Consider the following 23,804-nt stretch of genomic DNA (forward strand, 5'->3'; position numbering starts at 1 on the left):
ATTATCCAACAGGCCTTGCATCAATAATTAAACATAAACAGACCGGTGCATACACCGGCCTTCGCATGAATAATGAATATGTACTTATTTCAATAGGAAAAATTTCTCACAATTAAAGGCTCAAAACCAAAATCAGCGTGGCGTTGTGAATGAAGTTCGCACTTAGAAGCTATCCCAAAATAAGTTACCGGGAATGAACGGAGCGTACGCTTCTCCAAACGATCTGAGCGCAGGCGAAAGAAGCAAGGCTTCATAGTTCCTTACCTTCTTTCAAGCGAACAACAATCCGCATACCTTTTTTATAATTGTCCAGTCTATAGGTATGCGTATAGTGGGCTTTTTGGCTTTTTGGCTTTTTGGCTTTTTGGCTTTTTGGCTTTTTGGCTTTTTGGCTTTTTGGCTTTTTGGCTTTTTGGCTTTTTGGCTTTTTGGGCTTATCCCCTTGTGCAGGTGCAAAGTTGGCAAGCTGAGCGTCCGGCAGTTCCTTTCCCCAGGCTGACTTCCACTCCTTCGCTTACTCTTTCTCGCTCGCTGTGTGAGATTATTCGCAAGCTTACTGCAGCGCCACCCGAAATAACGGCAGAATTGCCGTTGTTGGGGCGAAGCTGGCCCGCACGACCCGAAACAACGGCAGAATTGCCGTTATTGGGGCGCGGCTGGCCTGCGCCACCCGATATAACGGCAGAATTGCCGTTATTGAGGCGAAGCTGGCCTGCGCCACCCGATATAACGGCAGAATTGCCGTTATTGAGGCGAAGCTGGCCCGCACGACCCGAAACAACGGTAGAATTGCCGTTATTGAGGCGGATCTGGCCTGCGCCACCCGATATAACGGCAGAATTGCCGTTATTGAGGCGGATCTGGCCTGCTCCACCCGAAATAACGGCAGAATTGCCGTTATTGAGGCGAAGCTGGCCCGCACGACCCGAAACAACGGCAGAATTGCCGTTATTGGGGCGCGGCTGGCCTGCTCCACCCGATATAACGGCAGAATTGCCGTTATTGAGGCGGATCTGGCCTGCGCCACCCGATATAACGGCAGAATTGCCGTTATTGAGGCGGATCTGGCCTGCGCCACCCGAAATAACGGCAGAATTGCCGTTGTTGAGGCGAAGCTGGCCCGCACGACCCGAAACAACGGCAGAATTGCCGTTATTGAGGCGGATCTGGCCTGCGCCACCCGATATAACGGCAGAATTGCCATTGTTGAGGCAGGGTTGCCATTGTTGAGGCAGGGTTGCCAACTCTCATCACCCCTCACTTTTTTCTTACCCATAGTTCTTACTTATTTATTCTGGGATAGGCTCTTAGGGTCTGCCCCTAATTTAAAATAAACCTGAATTTCGAAAGTGAATTGAACCAATCCAGATAGGACCAGGGATAACTCCTCTTTTTCCTTCACCCATTGGGTGCAAGCTGTTTTAGCAAGAAATCCCTTTGTGTAGAGCTTTTTAGATGATTTGTGGATACTTACTTTCGAAATTCAGGATAAAATAGCTTACGGCAAAAGGCTTTTCTGTCACAATCTGTTATTTATAGTAATCGTATTTACATTTATATATTTTTGGCTACTTCATAAGCATCCCACACAGCATACATAATATTCGAAACTTGCTTGGCATCACCAAGCAGATACGTTTCAGGAAGCTCATTGCTGATCTCTTCAAATAGCTTCTTTTGTGGAGAATAGCCTACTGCGAGAATAGCCGAATCAGCCTTAACCAATTTTTCTTCGCCGGCTTTATTCTTAAGCACAAAACCATGGCTGTCCGCACCAGTTACAACAGTGTTCGTGAGCAAATCAATGTCCTTAAACGCTACAAGATCACGAAGCATATCCTCATTGGCATGACAAAGCGGTCCGCCGATAGTCAGGATGTCATCCTGCATTTCTACTAATGTTACTTTCTTGCCTTGATCAACCAGCCACAAGGCAGTCTCGCATCCCACCAAACCTCCGCCGATAATGATCGTGGAATCACCTGCCTCTTTTTTGCCTAAGAGAACCTCCTCAGCAGTGTACACCTTGCCGGAAGACCCGATCGGAAACTGCTTAGGCGCTGAACCAGTCGCAAATATTACTGCATCTGCAGCGCTATTAATTATGGTTTCTTTGGTCACCTCGCTGCTTAATAGTAAGTCAACCTTAAGCTCTTTCAGTTCAAGATTATACCAATCCGCCAGCAAATGATCATCATCTTTGAAATCCGGCACACCGCCGGGGATTAAATTGCCGCCGAGACGTCCACTTTTCTCATGCAGCGTGACTTGATGGCCACGAAGCGCTGCCACACGAGCTGCTTCACAACCTGCCGGTCCCCCACCTATGACTAGCACTCGCTTAGGATGGTCTGTTTTAGTAATTGCATAATCTTTTTCCCGGCCACAGGCAGGATTCACCGCACAGGAGATCGCTGCGAACGTCTGAAGACGCCCCATGCAGCCTTCCTGGCAGGACAGGCATGGACGGATTCTCTCCACCTGACCCGCTTTTATCTTATTAGGAATCTCCGCATCTGCCAGTAATGGACGGCCAAGTGCAATCATATCAGTAGACCCCTGAAGAATAGCCTCAACTGCAAGATCCGGATCATCCAATCTTCCGGCTGTGATGACAGGCACCTTAAGGATACTCTTGAGAATCTTATTATAAGGCAAGTACAAGCCTTTGGCCTGATACATTGGAGGATGTGCCCAATACCATGAGTCATAAGAACCTACATCACCGTTGAAGGCATCATAACCAGCCTCTTCAAGCATTAGAGCAGCCTCAATTCCCTCTTCGATATCACGCCCCTGCTCAATAAAATCCTCACCAGGCAGTCCGCCTTGACGCCAATCCTTGATAAAGCTCTTGATACTGTAACGCAGGGATACTGGATAGTCTTGACCACATTCCGCCTTAATCGCCTGCAGAACTTCTATCGCAAAGCGTAAACGGTTTCTCAGGCTGCCACCATACTCATCGGTCCGTTGATTAAAAAAAGAGATAGCAAATTGATCGAGCAGGTAGCCCTCATGTACAGCATGGATTTCAATCCCGTCAAATCCCGCTTTCTTGGCAACAGCCGCTGATTCAGCGAATTTTCGAACGTAGGTATGGATCTCCTCAACAGTCAGTTCCCGGCAAGTTACATCCGGAAGCCATCGATGTGGAATTGGAGAAGGAGCAACGGCAGTCTTGCCGACAATTGAAGGAATGCTCACTCGTCCAAAGCCTGCAGACAATTGCAGGAAAATCTTCGCCCCATATGCATGAATGCGTTCAGTCATCATCTTGCCTGTTTTGATGAAATGATAGGGATTGAGCGTTGGGCAAGGCATGGAAGGCAAGGCGCATTTCTCAATCTCATTCTCGACCATCGTTACACCAGTCATTAACAGCCCTGTTCCGCCTTTAGCCCGTTCTACATAGTATTCTACACCGCGTTCGTTAAAAGTACCGTCTGCATTACATAATCCTCCGGGTCCCATCGGAGCCATAACAAATCTGTTTTTCAGTTCGAGCTGGCCAATTTTAAAGGGTTCAAATAAAACTTTATGGCTTTCCTTCACTATAAATCCTCCTTTGACATTGAATACAATCAAATTATAATGAATGCATTCACTGAATACATTCATTGTATGTCTGGCCGGGGTAAAATAATGTGATTAATTTCACTAAGTGTGGATTGACTGTTCTCACCCTCTCTTCCTGTGTTGACAAAAGTAAACCTTAAGCATAAATTTAGAAGATATTAAAGAGATGGAGAGTACTGAAATGCCAAAGAAAAATCAGCTAACCTCGCGCCAGCTGCAAAGCTTGCAGACCAAACATAAATTGTATGAGCGTGCTATACATTTGATGAAACAACATCCCCTGGAAGAAATAACCATCGCAGAGATTTGTAATGAGGCAGGTGTATCTGTTGGCACATTTTATACCCATTTCTCAACTAAAAGTGATATTCTGGTGGAGATGTATGAACAGGCAGACGATTACTTTGACCAAAAATTCAAGAACCTCGTTCCGTCATCTTCAATAACTGCCGATATTATTAACTATTTCAAAATTTATGCAGAATATAATAACAAGTTAGGCATCGAAACCATAAAACAGTTGTACACCTGCAACAATAAGCTGTTCATTGCAAAAGGACGATATATGCAGAATGTCCTTCAGGCTCTGATAGAGAAAGGCCAAGCTGGCGGCCGTTTAGACTTGAGCCTTTCCGCCTGGGAGATAACGGAATATTTATTTATTGCTGCACGGGGCGTCATTTACAATTGGTGTCTTCATGATGGGGCTTATGATCTCCAGTTAAAGATGGATAATTACATGACCCGCTTGGTTATTATTTTTGTCGTATAAAGTTCTCCTTCGAAATATAGAACCACCGAAGAACCGGTAATTCATTGTGTGAATTCATGAACTTAAATGGTATCTTTGAAGTTCCTAGAATAAGGGAGATTGGGGAAACCTCTTCAGGACAGCTTTGAGTACTTGTGGTGCTCCCAGTTTTCATATTTGTTGTTGTGTCCCTCCCCTAAGGCCGGGGATGCCTGGTTCCGTTTTACATCCTTGTCGCGATACTTCTCCCCAATATCCTGCACGCTCTCCGAGTCAAACGTTCCGTTATGCGTAAATCGACCCTAAGAATACATCCTCACATCGGACAATTAATTTAAATAAAGATATTCTGAAGGAAGTTAGAAAGTTTAAGATCATTCTAGACGCCTTGGCTATAAAAGCATAAAAACAACAGCAGACACATACTCAGCAATTACAGATAACATAGAAGAAGACGAACTTGAAAAGTTCGCCTCCTACACAAAAAGATAAATTTAAATCGGCACGAAATCGGCATGACTGTTCTTTTTACACACTAAAGGCCTTGCTTTTGCAAGGCCTTTAGTGTGTTTAACCGATGCTGCCTTCCATCTCGAACTTGATGAGACGGTTCATTTCTACCGCATACTCCATCGGCAGTTCTTTGGTGAAGGGCTCGATGAAGCCCATGATAATCATCTGAGTGGCTTCGGCTTCCGTAAGGCCACGGCTCATGAGGTAGAACAGCTGTTCTTCAGAGACCTTGGAGACAGTCGCCTCATGCTCAAGCACGATGTTATCGTTCATGATCTCATTGTAAGGAATCGTGTCTGAAGTGGAGAGGTTATCCAGAATGAGCGTATCGCATTTGATGTTGGATTTCGCGCCTTCCGCCTTGCGGCCGAAGGAAGCAAGGCCGCGGTAAGTTACTTTGCCGCCATGCTTGCTGATCGATTTGGAGACGATTGTCGAAGTTGTATCCGGAGCCAAATGAATCATTTTGGCGCCTGCATCCTGATGCTGGTCTTTGCCCGCAACCGCGATGGACAACACAGATCCCTTGGCTCCGCGGCCTTTGAGTACTACTGCAGGATATTTCATGGTCAGCTTGGAGCCGATGTTGCCATCGACCCATTCCATCGTGGCATTCTCTTCAGCAACGGCACGCTTGGTAACCAAATTGTAGATGTTTGGTGCCCAGTTCTGAATGGTTGTGTAACGGACGCGCGCATTCTTCATGCACAGAATCTCAACCACTGCACTGTGCAATGAGTTCGTGCTGTAGATTGGAGCGGTACAGCCTTCTACATAATGCACGAAGCTGTCTTCATCGGCAAGAATCAGGGTGCGCTCGAATTGGCCCATGTTCTCGGAGTTAATGCGGAAATATGCCTGGAGAGGCACTTCACATTTCACACCCTTGGGAACATAGATGAAGCTTCCACCCGACCATACCGCACTGTTCAGGGCAGCGAATTTGTTATCCGCAGGCGGGATAATGGTGCCGAAGAACTTCTTGAACAGTTCAGGGTGCTCCCGCAGCGCAGTGTCGGTATCCGTGAAGATCACGCCCTGATCCTCCAGATTCTTCTGCATGCTGTGATAGACAACCTCGGATTCGTACTGTGCCGAGACACCGGCCAGGAACTTCTGTTCCGCTTCCGGAATACCCAGCTTGTCAAAGGTCTCTTTAATCTCGGAGGGCACTTCCTCCCAGGTTTTTCCTTGTTTCTCGGACGGTCTTACATAATACTGGATCTCGTCAAAATCCAAATCGTCGAGATTGCCGCCCCATTTAGGCATCGGCATTTTGTAGAATTGCTCCAGCGATTTCAGGCGGAAATCCAGCATCCACTGAGGTTCATTCTTAATGGCGGAGATTTCTTTAACAATTTCGGCCGTAAGTCCCTTACCAGACTGGAATATCGACTTATGCTCGTCACGGAATCCGTATTGGTACTCTTCCATATCAGGCGCTTTCTTAGCCATGGTGTCAGCCTCCTTGTTTTTAGTGTTCTTGGCGGTGCTCTTCTTCCGCGTCTATGCCTTTGCGCAGCGCGTTCCATGCGAGTGTCGCACATTTGATCCGCGCCGGAAATTTATTAACACCGGAAAGGGCTTCGATATCTTCGTAGTCTCCAAAATCCGCTGCTTCCCCCTTCATCAGGGAGGAGAAGCGGTCAGCCAGCTCAAGCGCGTGCTCGGTAGTCTGGCCTTTGACCGCTTCCGTCATCATGGAAGCCGACGACATGCTGATCGAACAGCCTTCGCCGCTGTAACGGGCGTCCTTGACGACGCCGTCCTCCACCTTAAGCTGAAGCGTAATGCGGTCGCCGCAGGTAGGGTTGTTCAGCTCGATCTTCAGGGCGTCATCTGCAAAAGAACCACGGTTCCGGGGATTTTTATAATGATCCATAATTACGCGTCTATACAAGTCATCCAAGTTCATAGGCGAAGTACTCCTTTGCCTTGATTAAAGCTTGAACCAGCGCCTCTACATCCTGTTCCGAGTTGTAGAGGTAGAAGCTGGCCCGGGCGGTTGAGCTGACCTGCAGCCAGCGCATCAGCGGCTGGCAGCAGTGATGTCCGGCGCGTACAGCGATACCCTCGGCATCCAGCACAGTAGCCACATCATGCGGATGGACATCACCGAGATTGAAGGTGACCACGCCGGCCTGACGGCTGCGCGGGCCGTAAATCGTCAGGCCATCCACCTCCGAAAGGCGCTCTTCCGCGTAAGCGGCAAGCTCAATCTCATGACGGTGAATTTCGTCCAGACCGATTTCCTGCAGGAAATCAATCGCTGCCCCGAGTCCAACGGCACCGGCTATGATCGGTGTACCCCCCTCGAACTTCCAGGGCAGCTCCTTCCACGTGGATTCATACAGGCCCACATCGTCGATCATTTCACCGCCGAACTCAACCGGCTCCATGGCTTCCAGCAAGGCCTTCTTGCCGTACAGGGCGCCAATGCCTGTAGGGGCGAGCATCTTGTGTCCGGAGAGCGCGTAGAAGTCACAGTCGAGCTCCTGCACATCCACCTTCATATGCGGCGTGCTCTGCGCTCCGTCTACCACGATTACAGCGCCGTGGCGGTGGGCGATTGCGGCCAGCTCTTTTACCGGGTGAATAACGCCCATTACATTAGAGACATAAGCGATGGCGACAATCCTGGTCTGATCCGTAATCGTCTGCTCGGCGTCCTCCAGCGCAATGGTTCCATCCTTCTGCAACGGGATGAATTTCAGTGTTGCCCCCGTCTTCTTCGCCAGCTGCTGCCAGGGAATGAAGTTGCTGTGATGCTCCATCTGGGTGATGACAATCTCGTCGCCCTCCCCCACATGGGCCGGGCCGTAAGACGAAGCCACAATATTCAGAGCCGTTGTTGTGCCGCGGGTGAAAATAATCTCCTTGGTGCTGCGGGCATGAAGGAATTTGGCCAGTTTCTCGCGGGCTCCCTCATAAGCGTCCGTAGCGCGGCTGCCCAATGTATGGACACCGCGGTGCACGTTGCTGTTGTCCCATTCATAATAGGACTTGACGGCCTCGATGACCCGGCGCGGCTTCTGCGAGGTTGCCGCGCTGTCCAGGTACACCAAAGGATGTCCATTGATATTCTGGTTCAGTATGGGAAATTGCTCCCGGATGGCGCTGTTAATCATTGGCCTAACTTCCTTTCCACAAGAGATTGGAGCTGGTTGCGCAGTCCCTCCAGTGGAATTTGCGACACTACCGGTGCTAGGAAGCCGTATATGATCAGTGTTTCCGCATCATGCCGTGAAATTCCGCGGGACATCAGGTAATACACTTGCTCGTAATTGACCTGTCCTACGGAAGCGGCATGGCCTGCTGTTACATCGTCTTCATCAATAAGCAGAATCGGATTGGCGTCTCCGCGCGCTTTTGGACTCAGCATCAGCACTTTTTCCGTCTGCTGTCCGTCGGCCCGGGTTGCACCCTTCTCGATCTTCGTAATCCCGTTAATAATGGAGGTTGCCGCATCGCGCATCACCGCACGGGTGATCATGTCACTCGGTGTGTTTTTACCGAAATGCTGCGCCTGTGTGGTATAGCTCAGCTTCTGCGCTCCTGATCCTACTGCGATAACTTTGGCGTCGGAGCTTGCTCCATTGCCCTTCAGCACCGACTTGGTGTCGCTGGCCGTATCGCCGTAGTTCATCTCGCCTACAATCCATTCAATGGCTCCGTCATTCTCTACAACAGCACGGCGGTAAGTCACGTCAGTCGTGTCCTCACCCAGTTGATGCACCGTTGCATAACGAACTTTGGCACCTGCGCCTACAAATACTTCCACCGCGCCGTTATGCAGCCCGGCTTCGGTTTTGTCCGATACATAATTGTCGACATAGGTTAATGAGCTGTTCGCCTCGGCAACAATCAGGATATGCGGAACAAAGGCCGCTTCGGCATCATCCGTGAGCAGCACCGCCTGCAGCGGAGTCTCAATAATCACGTTCTTCGGAACATAGAGGAATACCCCGCCGTTCCAAAGCGCCGCATGCAGGGCAGCAATGGAATGTTCGTCAGGCAGCACAGCCTTGTGCAGATAACGCTGTACAAGATCCCCGTGTTCTTTGACCGCAGTCTGCAGATCGGTAAAAATGACGCCTTGCACCGCAAGCTCCGGAGCTAGCCGTACATACACGGCGCTTGAATTGCGCTGGATAATCAGGCTGCCGTCCTCCTGATCCCTGATCAGAGCTGCAACGGAAGCAGGGGCTTCGCTAAGCTCTGTAAAGGTCTGGCCCGGCTTGTAGCTTCCATAGGTGTTCACATTCCAGCGGTCAATCCGGGTTTTCTCCAGTCTCGGCAGTGCCAGCCCGGCGGCCAGCATAAGTGCATTCAAACGGCTGTCCTTCAGCCAGGCCGGTTCTCCGCTGCTCTGCGACAATTCACTGAGCAGCTGTGCATCCACCGGAAGAATGGTTTGCGTCGTCATAAGTGGTTCCTCCTTCCTGGCGTCTCTTAGACTTCCTGTCCTACAGTTTCATCTTCAATCCCGAGCTCATCCTTCACCCATTCGTATCCTTCCGCTTCCAGACGCTCCGCCAGCTCAGGACCGCCGGATTTCACAATCCGCCCCTGCATCATGACATGAACATAATCCGGCTTGATGTAGTTCAGAAGCCGCTGATAGTGGGTAATGACCAGAAAACCGCGTTCCGGGCTGCGCATGGAGTTGACGCCTTCTGCGACAATTTTGAGCGCATCAATATCAAGGCCGGAGTCAATCTCGTCCAGAATGATGATCTTGGGGTCCAGCATCATCATTTGAAGAATTTCGTTGCGTTTCTTCTCGCCGCCGGAGAAGCCTTCGTTCAGATAACGGTGCAGAAACTCAGGGTTCATATCCAGTTCCTTCATCTTTGCTTCCATCTGGCGGATAAAACGGATCAGAGAAATCTCGCTGCCCTCTTCACGGCGGGAATTAATCGCGCTGCGCAGGAAATCGGAGTTCGTTACACCGCTGATTTCGCTTGGATACTGCATCGCCAGGAACAGACCGGCGCGTGCGCGTTCATCAACAGCCATCTCCAGCAGGTCTTCACCTTCAAGAACGGCTGTGCCTTCAGTAACCTCGTACTTGGGATGGCCCATCAGAGCCGAAGCCAGCGTACTTTTACCGGTACCGTTCGGTCCCATGATGGCGTGAATTTCTCCGCCCTTCATTTGAAGGTTGATCCCCTTCAGAATTTCTTTTCCTTCAATATTCGCTTTCAGTCCCTCGATGACAAATTCTGCTGCCATAATTAGTATTCCCCCCGCTTAATCAATTTGCAAAATCATAAAGTTGTATTGTAACAGGATGTCCCTGATTGCCAGCACAATTAGATTTTATATCACATTGTAATTATTATAAAGTGAAACAAAGTGATTATCAATGATTCTCACTAATTTTATTACAAACAATGCTTTTTTACAAATATCTTCTTTTATCTTCTATTCATTTATTTCTTTTCATTTTCCGGATTTTATCTGAAAAATGCAAAAAATAAAGCCCCCGTCAGAGGAGGCTCCACTTTTATTAACATCCATGCTCCGCATGAAGAAAAAATCAGCCCAGGAAAGAACGCAGCATCCATTGATTTTTCTCCAAATCGCTGCGGATTTTGATGAACAGATCGGCTGTCGGCTGATCGCTGGTCTGCTCGGCCAGCTCAATGCCTTCCGTAAGCTCTTCGGCCACGGTGGCAAAGTCTTCAATCAGTGCCTGCACCATTCCGCGCGTATCTTCCTTGCCTGTAGCTTCTTGGATGGTGGCAAGTTCCAGATACTCCTTCATGGTTGCTGCCGGACTGCCTTTGATGCTCAGGAGGCGTTCAGCCACCTCGTCCATTTTGAGGGTAATATCGTCGTACAGCTCTTCAAATTTCACATGGAGGGAGAAGAACTGCTCCCCTTTTACATACCAGTGAAAATTGTGGATTTTGACGTACAGCACATTCAGGTTCGCAACCTCACGGTTGAGTACCTGTTCGAGTGAAGTGGTGTTAACTTTGTTAGATGCTTTAGCCATCGTATGATCCCTTCCTTATCCATAATTTAGCCGGCTGCTTGTCCATGGTCCGGCTGTGCAGTTGTCTATACACATTTTACCCTTTCGTACTGAAGACGAAACAAAAAATATCGCTGCCGCTGCAACGGTCTGAAAGCCTGCCGTCTTAGAAACCAAACCACATCTGTAGGATGAGCCAAGCCCGCCCGCCTTATGCCTGTTCCGGATAAATCGGCTCCTGCCCCCGGCAGCGGCTGCAGCAAAAAGAGGCCCGCAGGCCCCTAATGTTCCATATGCGCAACCGGCAAACCCGGTCTTTACAGCATGAGAAGCAGGGCTTCCGCGCCGGTCATTCCCGGAACAACCCCCAGCCTCCCGGCTTCTATAGTAACGGACTCCAGAGGAGCAGCCAGAAGCTGCGGCAATGTCCGCACCCCGACTGCCCGGGCCGCTATAATCCCCCGGTCGCTAAGCGTCTCGTTAAGCAGCCCCACATCAAGCGCTCCGCACATGATATAGCCTTTGCTCGTACTGATGGACAGCAGCGTTGTTTTGGGAAGCTTCACTTCGACGCCAACCAGTATATGCTCACCCACGGCAATTGGCTCCATTGTAACCATTTGCAGCACCTCCTTTTTCTTGATCCTCCGTCACACGATTTATGTGTATGCTCTGTTTAGAGGCAGTGTGTGGACGATGGACCTATACTCCCTATAAAATACAGGGTCAATAGTCCTCATTTTATAGTTACGAGGTATATGCTTATCTTTTAATTAATGGTATAGTTTATATACTTTAAAAATTGTGTTTTCAATTGTGTCTACTGACAAAGCTGGGGGATTTATGGACAAGAAACTTCAACACACGGACGGCAATTATTTATTCAATGTCGATATCCTGATCAACGCCCGTACTAACCCGCTTGCACTGCAATACTTACTTGAAATGTTGAACAGCAATGACAAAATTACGGATTTCAACATTAACTCGGGTCTTGAATTCGGAAGAACGATTGATAATCTTCTGCGGTCTGCCAAGCTTGCTCTGAAGCAGGAGCCCGCAGCAGCCTTTCAAGTCCCTCTTAAATTGCCAGTGAAGCAAACAACGGGCAAGCAAGCCGGAGAGCCTGCACCTGCACCGAGGAATCTCCCTGCGGACGCGCCTGCGGAAACGCCTGCGGATGCATACGGAAAAATCAGACTATACATTCAGAATAACCAACTGGTGCGGCTCCGCGCCAACCGGCATGGCAAGCAGGTCTCAATGCCCTGCCGTATCCTGAATTTCGATGAAGCCGCCAATTCACTCAGCGTGTATCATGTGGATGAGAAGCAAGTGTACACCTTCAAGCTCAACGAAATCGACGAATTTTCGTAACAGATAAGCCCCCGCCCGGAAGCAGGCTTCCGGGCGGGGGCTTATTGTATCTTCAGGCTATGATTGGAAGTAAGCCATTCAATCCTTACGGGAAAAAGCTTCCCGGGCCAGGCAGAGCCACCCGGCAATGAAACAAACGCCTCCAATGGGAGTAACCGCTCCGAGCAGCTTAATGCCGGTTACACTTAAAGCATACAAGCTGCCGGAGAAGAAAATAATTCCCAGCAGAAGCAGCCGTCCTGCCCAGCGCAGGCGCGGGCTCTCCCCCCACTGCCCCGCAGCCAGGCCGATGAGGATCAGCCCGAGTGCATGAATCATGTGATAATGTACACCGGTCTCATAGACTGTAAGGTAATCCCCGCTGATGACCGGCTTGAGCAGATGCGCTCCGAACGCGCCTACGCCGACAGACAGCATGGCCAGCAAGGCTCCCCAGGCCATAAATCTTCGTTGCATGGATACACGCTCCTTAATATTGGACTTCTCCTATCTTACCGTAACCGGACCGTTTATTTCCAGCAGCGGCAGCTTTGAAGCTTTTTACATGCAAAACTTGCTTTTGCCGCTGACTTGTGAAAAAGTGGATATTATCAATCTTTATTCATTTCAATCACAAGGAGTGCCGCCCATGGACGATTATTCTCCGCCCCAAAAGGACCCTTCCTCCTCCCACTCGCACGGTTCTTCCCCGGATTGGGGAATGCCGCCCGGGCAGCAGACCCTGTATGGGGACAGCAAACGGGATCTCAAGCATTCCGGACCCGGAATTGCCTCGTTCGTTATCGCGATGATTACCGTAGCAGGCTATATTATCGCCTTTGTATTTGTAGGTGTCCGCTCCTCCTCCGTCGTAAGCGGAAGCGACTCGTTCATTGCGGATTATGCGGAGGCTATTTTCTACCTTGGAATGTCTGTACTCATTCTGGCGGCGGTTAATGTGATCGGTGCGGTCACCGGCATCATCGGACTCACCCTCCGCAGGCGCCGCAAGGTTTTTGCAATCATCGGCACAATCATTAATGGAGTCATCCTGCTGCTGTTTATGCTCCTGATTGCCACCGTACTCGTTAATGCCGGCTCCGCTTAAGGCTCCGGGCTACTCTGCGCTGCACACAAAAGGACCGCTCCGGCATTCCCGGAAGCGGTCCTTTTGTGTGCACATTTGCAGGCAGACAGCTCTGGATGCACCTCAGCTTGGAACCCGGCTAATCGCTGACTATGCTGTCCAGCGAAGCGTAGACATGAGGCCCGAAGCCCTCGGAAGCTTCACGCTGCGGAATGTTCAGCTTAATCAAATAGCCCTGCCCGTCAACCTCCTTCACAACATACTGGCGGGTCAGGCCCGTTTTCATTGCAGTAAGGTAAAGCCGGACGCCGGTCATCCGCCGGTCACGGTCTTTCTGATCAAGTTCGGTTACTTGGCCTGTAGAGGAGAGTTCCTCTTCCCCCTCAAGTTTAAGGGCATCCAGATTGAAGCCGGAAGGCAGCTTGGTGATCTCTGCGTAATATTCGGGATCTACCTTCATGGCTAATTTATCCGTCTTCGCATCAAAGGTGAAAATATCAAAAACATAAAGTGAGTATCCGTTTCCGGCGGCAAGGGCCGCTGTCTTCTCTTCCTCCATTCCCTCCAGTGTCAGAGTGATCCGCCTGGTTTGGGGAAGAGCCTCAGCAGAAGGCGCTGCGCTGCCGCTGCCTGCGGACCTCTCCAGCTTGGACAGCACCCGCTGGACAACGGAGCTGTCACCTTCCACACTGCGCTCGACATATTCGAAGACTACCGGATCATCCATACTCAGGGCATCGGGAGCCTTCTCCAGCCCCGCGCCGAGCTCAAATGCGGTGGCCCCTTCTTCTGTCTTGATCTCTACGGAGTGATTATCAATCTGCCCGACATAGATACCCGTACCCTGAATCGCTTGCGTTTCCTGTCCGGGGAAAGGACTGGACTCAGCGGAAGGTCCGGGGGACGGTTGAGCCGTATTCTCTGCCGGAGAGGCTGATGGCGACGGCTCTCCCGGCGCCTCGGCCGGGGTATTGCTGCTGCAAGCGGTTATAGCCAGCATCAGAACAGCTATTGCCGCAAGAACAGGTAATTTGCGTTGGGATTTCATGTTGACTGCCTCCTCTTTGATTAGGCGGGAATGTTATAATCTGGTCTGGGCTTACCCTTATAAACGTTTAACCCTGCTCCAGGGTTGCATAAACCTGCCGCTTTAAGTTCACAAGACCGTTTATTCTGTGGATAGGCATACGCCGGAAGCAGCGGGCTGTGAAATTAATACAATGGTGATGAGCCTTACTTAAGAGTGATCCCCTGAAGGAGTGATTTCCTTGAAAATCGATATCGGCTGCGTTTCCGGCAAAGAATCCGGTTATCTGGGAATCGGCCGCGAAGTATGCCCCGGAGTGGATATCGTATGCGATATTAATGAAGGAATCCCGCTGCCGGACAATGCTGCCGAATTTGTTATGGCCAGCCGCATCCTGCCGTACGTGAACAATTTATTTGCGGTGATGGCGGAAATTTACCGGATCAGCACTCATAAAGCCGTTGTCTGCATCCTCGCGCCTTATGCCCACAGTTTTCCCCATATTTCCAATCCTCTGTTCAAGCAAAAATTTGACGAGTATACTCCCCGTTATTTAACAGGGAGTTTTTTCCAGCCTTCCGCCGGAGCCGTTTCTCCGGAGATCCCGGATTATCCGGTGCCTGTGCCGCCCTTTGATTACAGGCTGATGAGAATGGAGCTGTTCTACCAATATCCTTTTAACGACACGTTTTATGAAGCCGTGGAATTGGAAATCCTGAAGACGCTCCAGTCCAATGTCGTTCATGAAATTATGTACCATTTTGCAGTGATTAAGAAACCAACAACAGCAGCAGAGCTTGAAGCCATGAGCCGCAAGGCATACCCCGAACCGCGCGCCCTCCTTGCAAGGAGACGGCCGAACATGGAATAGACAATATTATATTTAGTCATATGCCAAATGGACAAACAAGTATTCCCAATTTATGTCATATACTATTACCACACAAGTCATTGCATACCGTTCTCTTACAGGAGACGGTCTGCTTTTTTTATTGTCCTCTTAGCACAGTATGTTTACAAGGAGGTGAAAATCATTCCTCTAGTCGTTCGGGCCACAATAAACGCTACAGGCGCCATTACTTTCACGGGCAACACACTGGGGCTAAGCCGCTCGGATACAACCGGCGCTCCGGGCACCCAGGACAGTATCGGGGCGTTCACCACGGTGAATACTGCATCCACCTTCGGGACATATCCCGCCGGAACTACAAGCCTTTATACAAGCAACAGCTCTGCCGCCATCCTGACGATACCGTCAGGAAGCACAGTTCTGTACGCTGAGCTAATCTGGGCAGGTACCTATATTAACGGTTCCGTCAATCTGAGCACAGCGATCAACAATCCGGTCTCCTTTACCACCCCTGCGGGATCTGTCTTCAGTGTGTCACCTGACACAGAAACCAGCAATTCCGTCAATTTGGGCGGGGGCGCCTTCGCCTATGTCCGTTCCGCCAATGTGACCAGCATTATTCAAGCAGCCGGGGCCGGGACTTATATCACTGGCGGTGTCGTCGGCACAATCGTCATTACCGGAGATGCCACAGCCAATCATGCGGGCTGGACATTGGGCGTAATTTACCAGAATCCGTCTCTGCCCTTCCGTAATATGTCGCTGCGGGCAGGCGCCGTGCTCGTGCAGGCCAGCTCCGCCCCTGTGACCACAACCATTACAGGGTTTGCTACTCCAGTGTCCGGGGTACTCGGCGGCAGAATCCTGTTCAGCGCACAGGAGGGCGATGCCAACCGTTCAGGAGATCAGGCGCTGTTCGGTCCCACCTCATCTGCACAAGCGGCATTGTCGGGTCCCAATAACTTTGCCACCAACTTTTTCGCTTCACAGATCAATAACGACGCCGGAGCGCTCAATACCAACGGAACCTTCGGAACCCGAAATCAAACGAACGGCAGTCCGGGGACCAATATCAGTGCCGGCCGTCAAGGCTGGGATATCACTAATGTCGATGTCTCGGCCAGACTGGTCAACAATCAGTCTTCTGCCATATTGACACTGACTACCTCGGGTGATGCCTATGTTGTCAACGGAAATGCGCTGCAGATTGATATCAATGCCCCCAAAATTTCCTTAACCAAAGGCTCAAATGTGGCGGGGACGATTGTCGGGGATACCGTGACTTATACTGTAACGGTCAGCAATACCGGCACTGCCAATGCGACCGGAGCCGTATTGTCGGATGCCCTGCCGGCAGGCTTAACTTTTGTGGCGGGCAGTGTTGCGGTGGCCGGTGTATCCAGGCCTTCGTACGATATAACAGCGGGCATTCCCTTGGGAACTCTTAATTTCAACAGCTCTGTGACGGTTACATATCAAGCCAGGGTCACTTCATTGCCCGCTTCGCAGATCGTTGCCAATACGGCCAATCTTGCATTTACGTTCCAGAGCGTAGCCGGCGGATCGACAATATCCGGAGTTGTTCCTTCGAATACAGCCTCTCTGCCGGTCTACTCGCCTGTCCTTGGAATTGTCAAAAGCGCGGACACGACAAATTCAACCGTCGGTGATCAAATTACCTACACACTGCAGATTTCCAATACGGGCAACATTGGGGCCGCCACCACAATTACCGATAATATTCCCGCCGGCAGCTCCTATGTGCCCGGCAGCTTTACCGTGAACGGAACTCCAATAGCCGGCAATCCCGCTAATGGCATAGCCATAGGCACTATTGCCGCCGGAGGAAGCTCAACAGTCCAGTTCCGGGTTGCGGTGAACGGTCTTCCTTCACCGCCGCAGCTCGTAGACCAGGCGACTGCAGCTTATACCTTCCTGGTTCCGGACGGCCGCACAGTGCCCGGATCAGCCGCCTCGAATACGCTGACGATTCCTGTTTCATTGCCGAATGTTGCCGTAGTGAAAAGCGCAAGCTTCCCTGATGTTGCCGTAGGCGACATTCTGCTGTATACCTCGGTCATCAGCAATAACGGGGTTGCGGCGGTCACCAACGTGGTATTGTCTGATCCAATTCCTGCTGGAAGCGCCTTCGTTTCCGGATCTGTCACAGTTGCCGGATCATCACGTCCAACTGCTGACCCCGGAACAGGAATAAATATAGGCACTATAGCCGCCGGCGCCAGCGTCACCGTCACTTTCCAGGTGAATGTTACCTCTGTTCCTTCACCCGCACAGCTCTCCAACCGCTCATCCGCCTCCTACAGCTCGGGTACGTTCACTGCGATCACTCAGTCTAATACAACAGTCTCGCCCGTCTACCAGCCGGTCATCAGAATCAATAAAAACGCGAATACGGCCAGCGCTACTGTGGGCGGCAATGTACTCTACACCTTGCAGGTGCAGAATTCGGGAAATCTGGCGGCTGCAGTAACCTTAAGCGACAACATTCCGGCAGGATCGGCTTTTGTGTCCGGCAGTGTCACCGTAAATGGAGCCGCCCGTCCGTCGGATTCTCCGGCAGGGGGAATAACGCTGGGAGCCGTGGCCCCCGGAGCAACAGTCACCGTCACTTTCTTAACCTTAGTGCAGTCGCTGCCTTCTCCCGCTGTCCTGAATAATCAGGGGAGCGGCACTTACAGCTATCAGTTGCCGAGCGGACGCTCTCTCTCAGGAGCAAGCCTGTCCAATACAGTGAGTATTCCGGTATCGGCACCGGGCATTACTCTTCTCAAGAGTGTGAACCTTACCAGCGCTGCAGTGGGGGAGTATATTACCTACACAGTAACGGTCTTCAATTCCAGCAGCGTTCCTGTAAATAACGTGGTCCTGTCCGATCCGGTTCCATCCGGCGGGGCATTTGTAGCAGGCAGCGTCACAGTGAACGGTACACCAGCCCCTTCCGCTAACCCAGGTGCCGGAATTACGCTGGGAAACATCGCAACGGGTGCAACGGTAACCGTGACCTTTCAGGTGAATGTGATCTTCCTGCCGAATCCGGCAGTGTTCGCGAACAGGGCCGGCGCTTCCTTCACCTCAGGTGCCTTCAGCGGCACCGCGCTGTCAAATACGGCGAGTACAGCTGTCTTCATTCCAATTATCGGACTTGTTAAAAGCGCGAACGCCGCTCAGGCCTCCGTCGGCAGCTCCTTGTCCTTCTCCATCCTGGTCAGCAATACCGGAAACATTGCTGCTACGCTTAATCTGACGGATGCTCTTCCGCCGCAAGCGGTGTTCGAAGCCAACAGTGTGAGCATTGGCGGCACGCCGCTGCCGGGCTTCAGCCCGGCGACAGGCATTCCTGTAGGGCCGCTCGCACCGGGCGACAGCGTTGCTGTCGCTTTCCTGGTTACCGTTACCGCGCTGCCTCCAGGCCAGCAGTTGCTTAATTCAGCGGCAGCCGCCTTCAGCTTCACCCTGCCCGATGGGCGGCTGCTGGGAGGAAATGCCGCATCGGGCACGCTCGCTGTTCCTGTCTCCGCACCCAATGTCAGTGTGGTGAAAAGCGTGAACGCCATTGATGCCGTTACCGGAGACATCCTTACGTTCACGTCTGTGCTGACGAACAACAGCATTGCTGCCGTCAGCAATATCATTCTCAGCGATCCTCTGCCTGAGAATGCGGCCTTTATTCCCGGAACCGTAATTGTGGGCGGCGTCTCCCAGCCGCTATCAGTTCCGTCCGCCGGCATTCCAATCGGCAGCCTGAGCCCGGGGGCTTCAGTTGCCGTAACATTTGAGGTGAGGATAACAATGCCGATTCCTTCACAGATTAACAACCAGTCAACCGTCAGTTTTACTTCCGGTGTCTTCTCAGGCTCTTCTTCTTCCAACATCACATCCACACCGGTCATTCAGCCGCAGATTTCTTTGGTCAAAAGCTCCAATGATCTTAACGCAACCGTAGGGGATTTAATCATTTACTCAATCCTTGTCAGCAATACCGGCAATCTCGCCGCAAATGTAACCCTGACAGATACTATTCCGGCCGGAACCGTCTTCGATCCCAACAGTGTCATTGTCGGGGGATTTCCCCAGCCGGGAGCAGCACCGGATACCGGCATCGCTGTCGGTACTGTCGCTCCTGGCACCAGTGTGATTGTCAGCTTCATCGTTATTATCGATTCGCTTCCTTCTCCGCAGCAGCTGGTCAATCAGGCTTCCGCAACCTTCGCCTATACACCGCCTGACGGGCGTCTGCTGACAGGTACGGCATTATCCAATACGGTGGCAGTGACGGTCTCCGCGCCTAATATCGCCGTAGTGAAAAGCACAACCTCCACTGCAGCAGCTCTCGGGGATACGATTGTCTTTTCCATCAATATCACCAATACGGGGATAGATCCCGTCAACAGTGTGCAGCTAAGCGACCCTCCACCTCCCGGAACAACCTTTATGCCCGGCAGTGTTTCGGTGAACGGTGTCTCCTTTCCGATAGCCAACCCTGCCAGCGGTGTATCCATCGGTACATTGGCATCCGGCGCATCCGCTACAGTATCCTACAGCGCAGCGGTCACATCTGTTCCGGCCAGCGCTTCAATCAACAATCAAGCTACCGTCACTTATACTTCCGGCGTTGCCTTTTCGGGTTCCACTTTCTCTAATCCGGTCAGCATCCCTTTTTTCCAGCCTAATATCTCTGCAGTCAAAAGTGCCAGTACTGCAAATGCCACAGTCGGCGACATCGTAACCTATACTCTGACTATTAGAAACACCGGCAATTACCCAGCGAATCTGACTGTAACCGACAGCATTCCGGCCGGAACAACGTTCGAAACGAACAGTGTGCTGATTAACGGCCTTCCGCTTCCGCAGGCTGATCCGTCCACAGGAATTGCGGCGGGAACGATTGCTCCGGGAGCAACCACAGCGGTCGCCTTTTCTGTAATCATTACCTCAATGCCCTCACCGCAGCTGCTTGTGAATCAGGGAACCGCAGCTTACAGCTTCACCTTGCCCGACGGAAGGACGCTTGGGGACACAGTGCTGTCCAATACGATTACGATTCCTGTCTCCAATCCCAATCTCGGCGTAGTCAAAACCACCACAACAACCTCCACCACCATTGGAGATACCATCGCTTATTCGGTGACATTGACCAACAACGGGATTGCTGCTGTCAATAATGTTGTATTCACAGATGCGCTTCCTGCCGGTACTGCGTTTGTCCCGGGCAGTGTGCTGGTGAATGGTGTTGCGCGTCCTGCCGCGTCCCCGGCTACAGGTGTAAATATAGGCACCATTGCACCCGGCGCTTCTGTAACCGTGAATTTTAACGTAACGGTCACCCTGCTGCCGGCAACCGGACTGCTGAACAATCAGTCCTCGGTCAGCTTCACCTCCGGCACACTCTCCAGCGTAGCCTTCTCCAACATTGTGACGACACCGGTCTATCAGCCGGTTATTAATGCAGCCAAAAGCTCGAGCTTCGTAAACGCAACGGTCGGGGATACGATCATCTATACGGTCAATGTCAGCAATACGGGCAATTATCCGGCAACCGCCACTTTAACGGATACTATTCCCGCCGGCTCCACATTTGTCGCCAACAGCGTACTGATCAACGGCATCCCTTCTCCGGGCTCCAATCCTGCCAACGGAGTTTCGCTGGGCCCGCTCGCCGCCGGCGCAAGCCTTACCGCTGTATTTTCCGTCGTAATCAATACCTTGCCAGCCAGCCAGCAGTTGACTAACCAGGCTGCAGTTTCCAATGCCTATACGCTTCCGGATGGCCGGGTCTTCAACCGGTCATCGGTCTCCAATATTAATCAGATCTGGGTTTCTTCGCCAAATGTACTAGTCGTCAAGACTGCTGCTGCAACCGATGCTGTCATAGGGGATACCGTCAATTACAGCATCGCAGTTACCAACAGCGGCATCACTCCTATCAGTAATGTAGTTCTTAGCGATCCCGTTCCCGGGGGCGCTTCCTTTGTCAGCGGCAGCGTAGTCGTCGACGGAACTCCACTGCCCGGTGCCAATCCTGCCAACGGCATTTCTCTGGGAACTATCGCTCCGGGGTCAACGGTTCAAACAACCTTCGGCCTCCTTGTCAATGCACTGCCTGTACCAGCTATTCTGAACAATCAGGCTTCCGTCAGCTTTACCTCGGGAGCCTTCTCAGGCGCTTCCTATTCCAACATTCTTGCGATACCGGTGTACCAGCCGTTCATTAATATTGTCAAAAGTGCGGATACCCTAAACGCAACGGTAGGAGATACCGTAACCTATTTCCTGAATGTCACCAATACAGGAAACCTTCCTGCGGTTGTCACGATTACAGACACCATTCCACCGGGTGCGGTATTTATTCCCAACAGCGTGCTCTTGAACGGTGTACCGCAGCCGGGCGCTGATCCAGCGAGTGGACTGAGTATCGGAACCGTCGCTCCGGATGCATCGGTCACCGTAACGGTCACCATGCAGGTCACTGTCGCTTCGCTGCCGTCACCGCAGCAGCTTGCGAACCAGGCTTCCTCCGCCTTTACGTTCAGTCCGCCAGATGGACGCTTGCTCTCGGGCTCCTCCTTGTCGAATGTGCTGGTCATTCCGGTGTCCTCTCCTGATGTAACTGCAGTCAAGAGCACGCCTGTTATCGATGCGGTCGTCGGGGACATCATTACGTATACAATTGTGGTCACGAATAACGGGATGGTTCCTGTCAATGATGTCGTCGTGGTCGACCCGATCCCGGCAGGCAGCCAGTTCGTCACCGGCAGTGTTACAGTAGACGGAACCGTCCGTCCCGGTGTGGGCCCTGCTACCGGCATCGAGATTGGAACGATTGCAGCAGGTGCCTCCTCCACAATCACCTTCCAGGTGCAGGTAATCGAGACATGAGTCCATCTGCCCGCCTTCAGCCTGTTGTGACGAATCAATCCATGGTGTTGTTCAGCTCCGCCGCAGGAACAGATTCGATTGCTTATTCCAATACGGTCAACACCCGGATTGTGGGACCTGTTCTTTCCTTGCTGAAAAACGCGGATCAGACCATTGCCTCCCTCGGAGACAGTCTGGTCTATACACTTGCCGCCCGCAATGAAGGCAACGTGCCGGCGGTGGCTGCAGTGGTGGATGCCCTGCCTCCCGGTGCTGCCTTTATCGCCAACAGTGTGCTGCGCGACGGAGTCCCCCTGCCCGGGGTCTCCCCCGCTTCCGGCATCCCGCTGGGAACACTCTCTCCCCAGACGGAGGTCCGCATTGCCTTTCAAGTCATTGTTGTTACGCTGCCTCCTTCGCTGGAATTGAGCAACAGGGCCAGAGCCGCCTATTCCTTTGCCACTCCGGACGGGAGGCAGGTGGAGGGCGAAATTTTCTCAAATCAGGTTACGGTATCCCTGCGCTCCCACCAGCTCTCCATTCTGCTGGACGCAAGCACACCTACTTCGTTTATCGGAGATGCTGTAACTTACACACTGCGGCTAAGGAACGAGGGAACGCGACTGCTGGCAAGGATGCTGGCAACTATCCCTGTCCCGGAGGGAACCGTATTTATTCCCGGAAGCGTCATCGCAAACGGTGTCTATTCCCCTAACGCGGACCCGGATATAGGTATAAATCTTGCGGCGATGGACCCGGGCACCTCCTCAGAGCTATCCTATCAGGTGCGCGTGGCCTCAATGCCCGGCTCCTCAGTATTAACCGCCCAAGCGGTTGTTTCGTACGGCATTGATGACGATATGAATCGTACTGAGAGCAACATAGTCACAATAGCTGTTGTTCAATCCGGACTGTCAGTAAGCCTGAACGTGGATAGATTCAATGCAGTACCCGGCGAAAATCTGCGTTATGAGCTCACCGTCCGGAACAGCGGGGAGCTGGCAGTGGATGCATTGCTTGCCGATGCTCTCCCACCGGGAACGCTGTTTGTCTGGGATAGCGTGAATGTGAATGGAAATGCACAGAAGGGCGTCCGGCCGGGAGAAGGCATTCCCCTTGGCACCTTAAGAGCAGAATCTGCAAGCGTTGTCGACTTCCTTGTCTCCATCCCTGCCGAGTTCAATTTCCTCCAGCTGCCCGCCATCCAGAATCAAGGCAGTGTGCAGTATACTTATGCGCTGCCGGATGGGCGTATTGTAAGACAAATGGAGCCCTCCAATACAGTAGTCACCCAGGTGTTCTCACCTGTTATCTCCATCGAAATAACAGGTGAACCTCCAATTGTTGAACCCGGCGGCCTTGCCGAATTCAATATTGCTGTCACCAACAGCGGCAACTGGCCGGCTGAGGTTTCGGTAATACAATTGGTTCCCGCGGGAAGCACCATGGAGACGGGCAATGTTACAATCAGTGCGCTCACCGCACCTGAACCCCCGTACAGCGGCATGGCTCAGATGGGAATGATGCATCCGGGGCAAACCGCTCAGATGGGATATACTGTCCGAATCGATCAGGGTTATATTGGCCTTGCCCTTCAGGGGTTCATGACCGCACTGTATCTGTACACTATGGACGGGCGCAGTTACTCCGGCGAAGCCCATTCGAACAGCTATAAACTGATCATCGAAGAAATCAGCGAATAAGCAGTTCACATATCCCCCCTCCCTCTGAATATACTTTAGTTACAACCCTGCCCTGCATTACTGCTAGTGCCCTTAGATT

General features: G+C 51.6%; 17 protein-coding genes. 6 read left to right on the forward strand and 11 right to left on the reverse strand.

Annotation, left to right across the window (positions count from 1 at the left end; translation table 11 throughout):
• Positions 1-434: 434 nt before the first annotated feature.
• Positions 435-1,244: a hypothetical protein gene (locus HYD27_RS20920; RefSeq protein ID WP_219218369.1), complete on the reverse strand. Its 810-nt coding sequence runs from the start codon at positions 1,242-1,244 to the stop codon at positions 435-437.
• Positions 1,245-1,554: 310 nt separating this feature from the next.
• Positions 1,555-3,555 carry an oxidoreductase gene (locus tag HYD27_RS20925; protein WP_309242107.1) on the reverse strand — a complete coding sequence of 667 codons (2,001 nt, stop codon included), beginning with the start codon at positions 3,553-3,555 and terminating at the stop codon, positions 1,555-1,557.
• Positions 3,556-3,745: 190 nt separating this feature from the next.
• Here HYD27_RS20925 and HYD27_RS20930 point away from each other — a divergent pair, with 190 nt between their 5' ends.
• Positions 3,746-4,351, forward strand: a complete 606-nt coding sequence (locus tag HYD27_RS20930; protein WP_219218374.1) for a TetR/AcrR family transcriptional regulator — start codon at positions 3,746-3,748, stop codon at positions 4,349-4,351.
• Positions 4,352-4,900: 549 nt separating this feature from the next.
• On the opposite strand, the gene sufB is transcribed toward HYD27_RS20930, so the two are convergent.
• The 7 genes from sufB to HYD27_RS20965 all read right to left on the reverse strand — a co-directional run bounded on the left by sufB (position 4,901) and on the right by HYD27_RS20965 (position 11,446).
• Positions 4,901-6,298, reverse strand: a complete 1,398-nt coding sequence (sufB, locus tag HYD27_RS20935; protein ID WP_219218376.1) for a Fe-S cluster assembly protein SufB — start codon at positions 6,296-6,298, stop codon at positions 4,901-4,903.
• A 19-nt stretch (positions 6,299-6,317) separates the two neighbouring features.
• Positions 6,318-6,758 carry a Fe-S cluster assembly sulfur transfer protein SufU gene (gene sufU, locus HYD27_RS20940; protein WP_219218377.1) on the reverse strand — a complete coding sequence of 147 codons (441 nt, stop codon included), beginning with the start codon at positions 6,756-6,758 and terminating at the stop codon, positions 6,318-6,320.
• Positions 6,745-7,971 (reverse strand): cysteine desulfurase, encoded by a 1,227-nt coding sequence (locus HYD27_RS20945; protein WP_219218379.1) that lies wholly within the window; start codon positions 7,969-7,971, stop codon positions 6,745-6,747. The genes sufU and HYD27_RS20945 overlap by 14 nt, the downstream gene beginning before the upstream one ends.
• A complete protein-coding gene (gene sufD, locus HYD27_RS20950; protein WP_219218381.1) occupies positions 7,968-9,269 on the reverse strand; it encodes a Fe-S cluster assembly protein SufD in 1,302 nt (433 codons plus the stop codon). Before sufD ends, HYD27_RS20945 begins: the two co-directional genes overlap by 4 nt.
• 26 nt (positions 9,270-9,295) lie before the next feature.
• Positions 9,296-10,078, reverse strand: coding sequence for a Fe-S cluster assembly ATPase SufC (sufC, locus tag HYD27_RS20955; RefSeq protein WP_219218383.1), 783 nt, complete (start codon positions 10,076-10,078; stop codon positions 9,296-9,298).
• 307 nt (positions 10,079-10,385) lie between these two features.
• Positions 10,386-10,847 carry a Dps family protein gene (locus HYD27_RS20960; protein ID WP_219218385.1) on the reverse strand — a complete coding sequence of 154 codons (462 nt, stop codon included), beginning with the start codon at positions 10,845-10,847 and terminating at the stop codon, positions 10,386-10,388.
• Between the two features lie 296 nt (positions 10,848-11,143).
• A complete protein-coding gene (locus HYD27_RS20965; RefSeq protein WP_219218387.1) occupies positions 11,144-11,446 on the reverse strand; it encodes a YunC family protein in 303 nt (100 codons plus the stop codon).
• 223 nt (positions 11,447-11,669) lie between these two features.
• Between HYD27_RS20965 and HYD27_RS20970 the strand changes: the two genes are divergently transcribed.
• Positions 11,670-12,203: a hypothetical protein gene (locus HYD27_RS20970; protein ID WP_219218390.1), complete on the forward strand. Its 534-nt coding sequence runs from the start codon at positions 11,670-11,672 to the stop codon at positions 12,201-12,203.
• A gap of 78 nt (positions 12,204-12,281) precedes the next feature.
• Here HYD27_RS20970 and HYD27_RS20975 read toward each other — a convergent pair whose 3' ends face one another.
• Positions 12,282-12,659 carry a DUF423 domain-containing protein gene (locus tag HYD27_RS20975; RefSeq protein ID WP_219218392.1) on the reverse strand — a complete coding sequence of 126 codons (378 nt, stop codon included), beginning with the start codon at positions 12,657-12,659 and terminating at the stop codon, positions 12,282-12,284.
• Between the two features lie 172 nt (positions 12,660-12,831).
• Here HYD27_RS20975 and HYD27_RS20980 point away from each other — a divergent pair, with 172 nt between their 5' ends.
• Positions 12,832-13,290 (forward strand): hypothetical protein, encoded by a 459-nt coding sequence (locus HYD27_RS20980; protein ID WP_219218394.1) that lies wholly within the window; start codon positions 12,832-12,834, stop codon positions 13,288-13,290.
• Positions 13,291-13,408: 118 nt separating this feature from the next.
• Here the strand turns inward: HYD27_RS20980 and HYD27_RS20985 are convergent, their stop codons facing one another.
• Positions 13,409-14,317: a hypothetical protein gene (locus tag HYD27_RS20985; RefSeq protein ID WP_219218395.1), complete on the reverse strand. Its 909-nt coding sequence runs from the start codon at positions 14,315-14,317 to the stop codon at positions 13,409-13,411.
• 220 nt (positions 14,318-14,537) lie between these two features.
• On the opposite strand from HYD27_RS20985, the gene HYD27_RS20990 reads away from it, so the two are divergent.
• The 3 genes from HYD27_RS20990 (at position 14,538) to HYD27_RS21000 (ending at position 23,725) form a co-directional block, all read left to right on the forward strand.
• Positions 14,538-15,167, forward strand: coding sequence for a class I SAM-dependent methyltransferase (locus HYD27_RS20990; protein ID WP_219218397.1), 630 nt, complete (start codon positions 14,538-14,540; stop codon positions 15,165-15,167).
• A 153-nt stretch (positions 15,168-15,320) separates the two neighbouring features.
• The gene (locus HYD27_RS20995; RefSeq protein ID WP_219218399.1) at positions 15,321-22,043 is read left to right on the forward strand and encodes a DUF7507 domain-containing protein; all 6,723 of its coding nucleotides are present in this window, start codon (positions 15,321-15,323) and stop codon (positions 22,041-22,043) included.
• The gene (locus HYD27_RS21000) at positions 22,040-23,725 is read left to right on the forward strand and encodes a DUF11 domain-containing protein (RefSeq protein ID WP_219218402.1); all 1,686 of its coding nucleotides are present in this window, start codon (positions 22,040-22,042) and stop codon (positions 23,723-23,725) included. Before HYD27_RS20995 ends, HYD27_RS21000 begins: the two co-directional genes overlap by 4 nt.
• Positions 23,726-23,804: the final 79 nt, after the last annotated feature.

This window comes from Paenibacillus sp. S150, from assembly GCF_019352175.1.
GTDB lineage: Bacteria > Bacillota > Bacilli > Paenibacillales > Paenibacillaceae > Paenibacillus_AQ.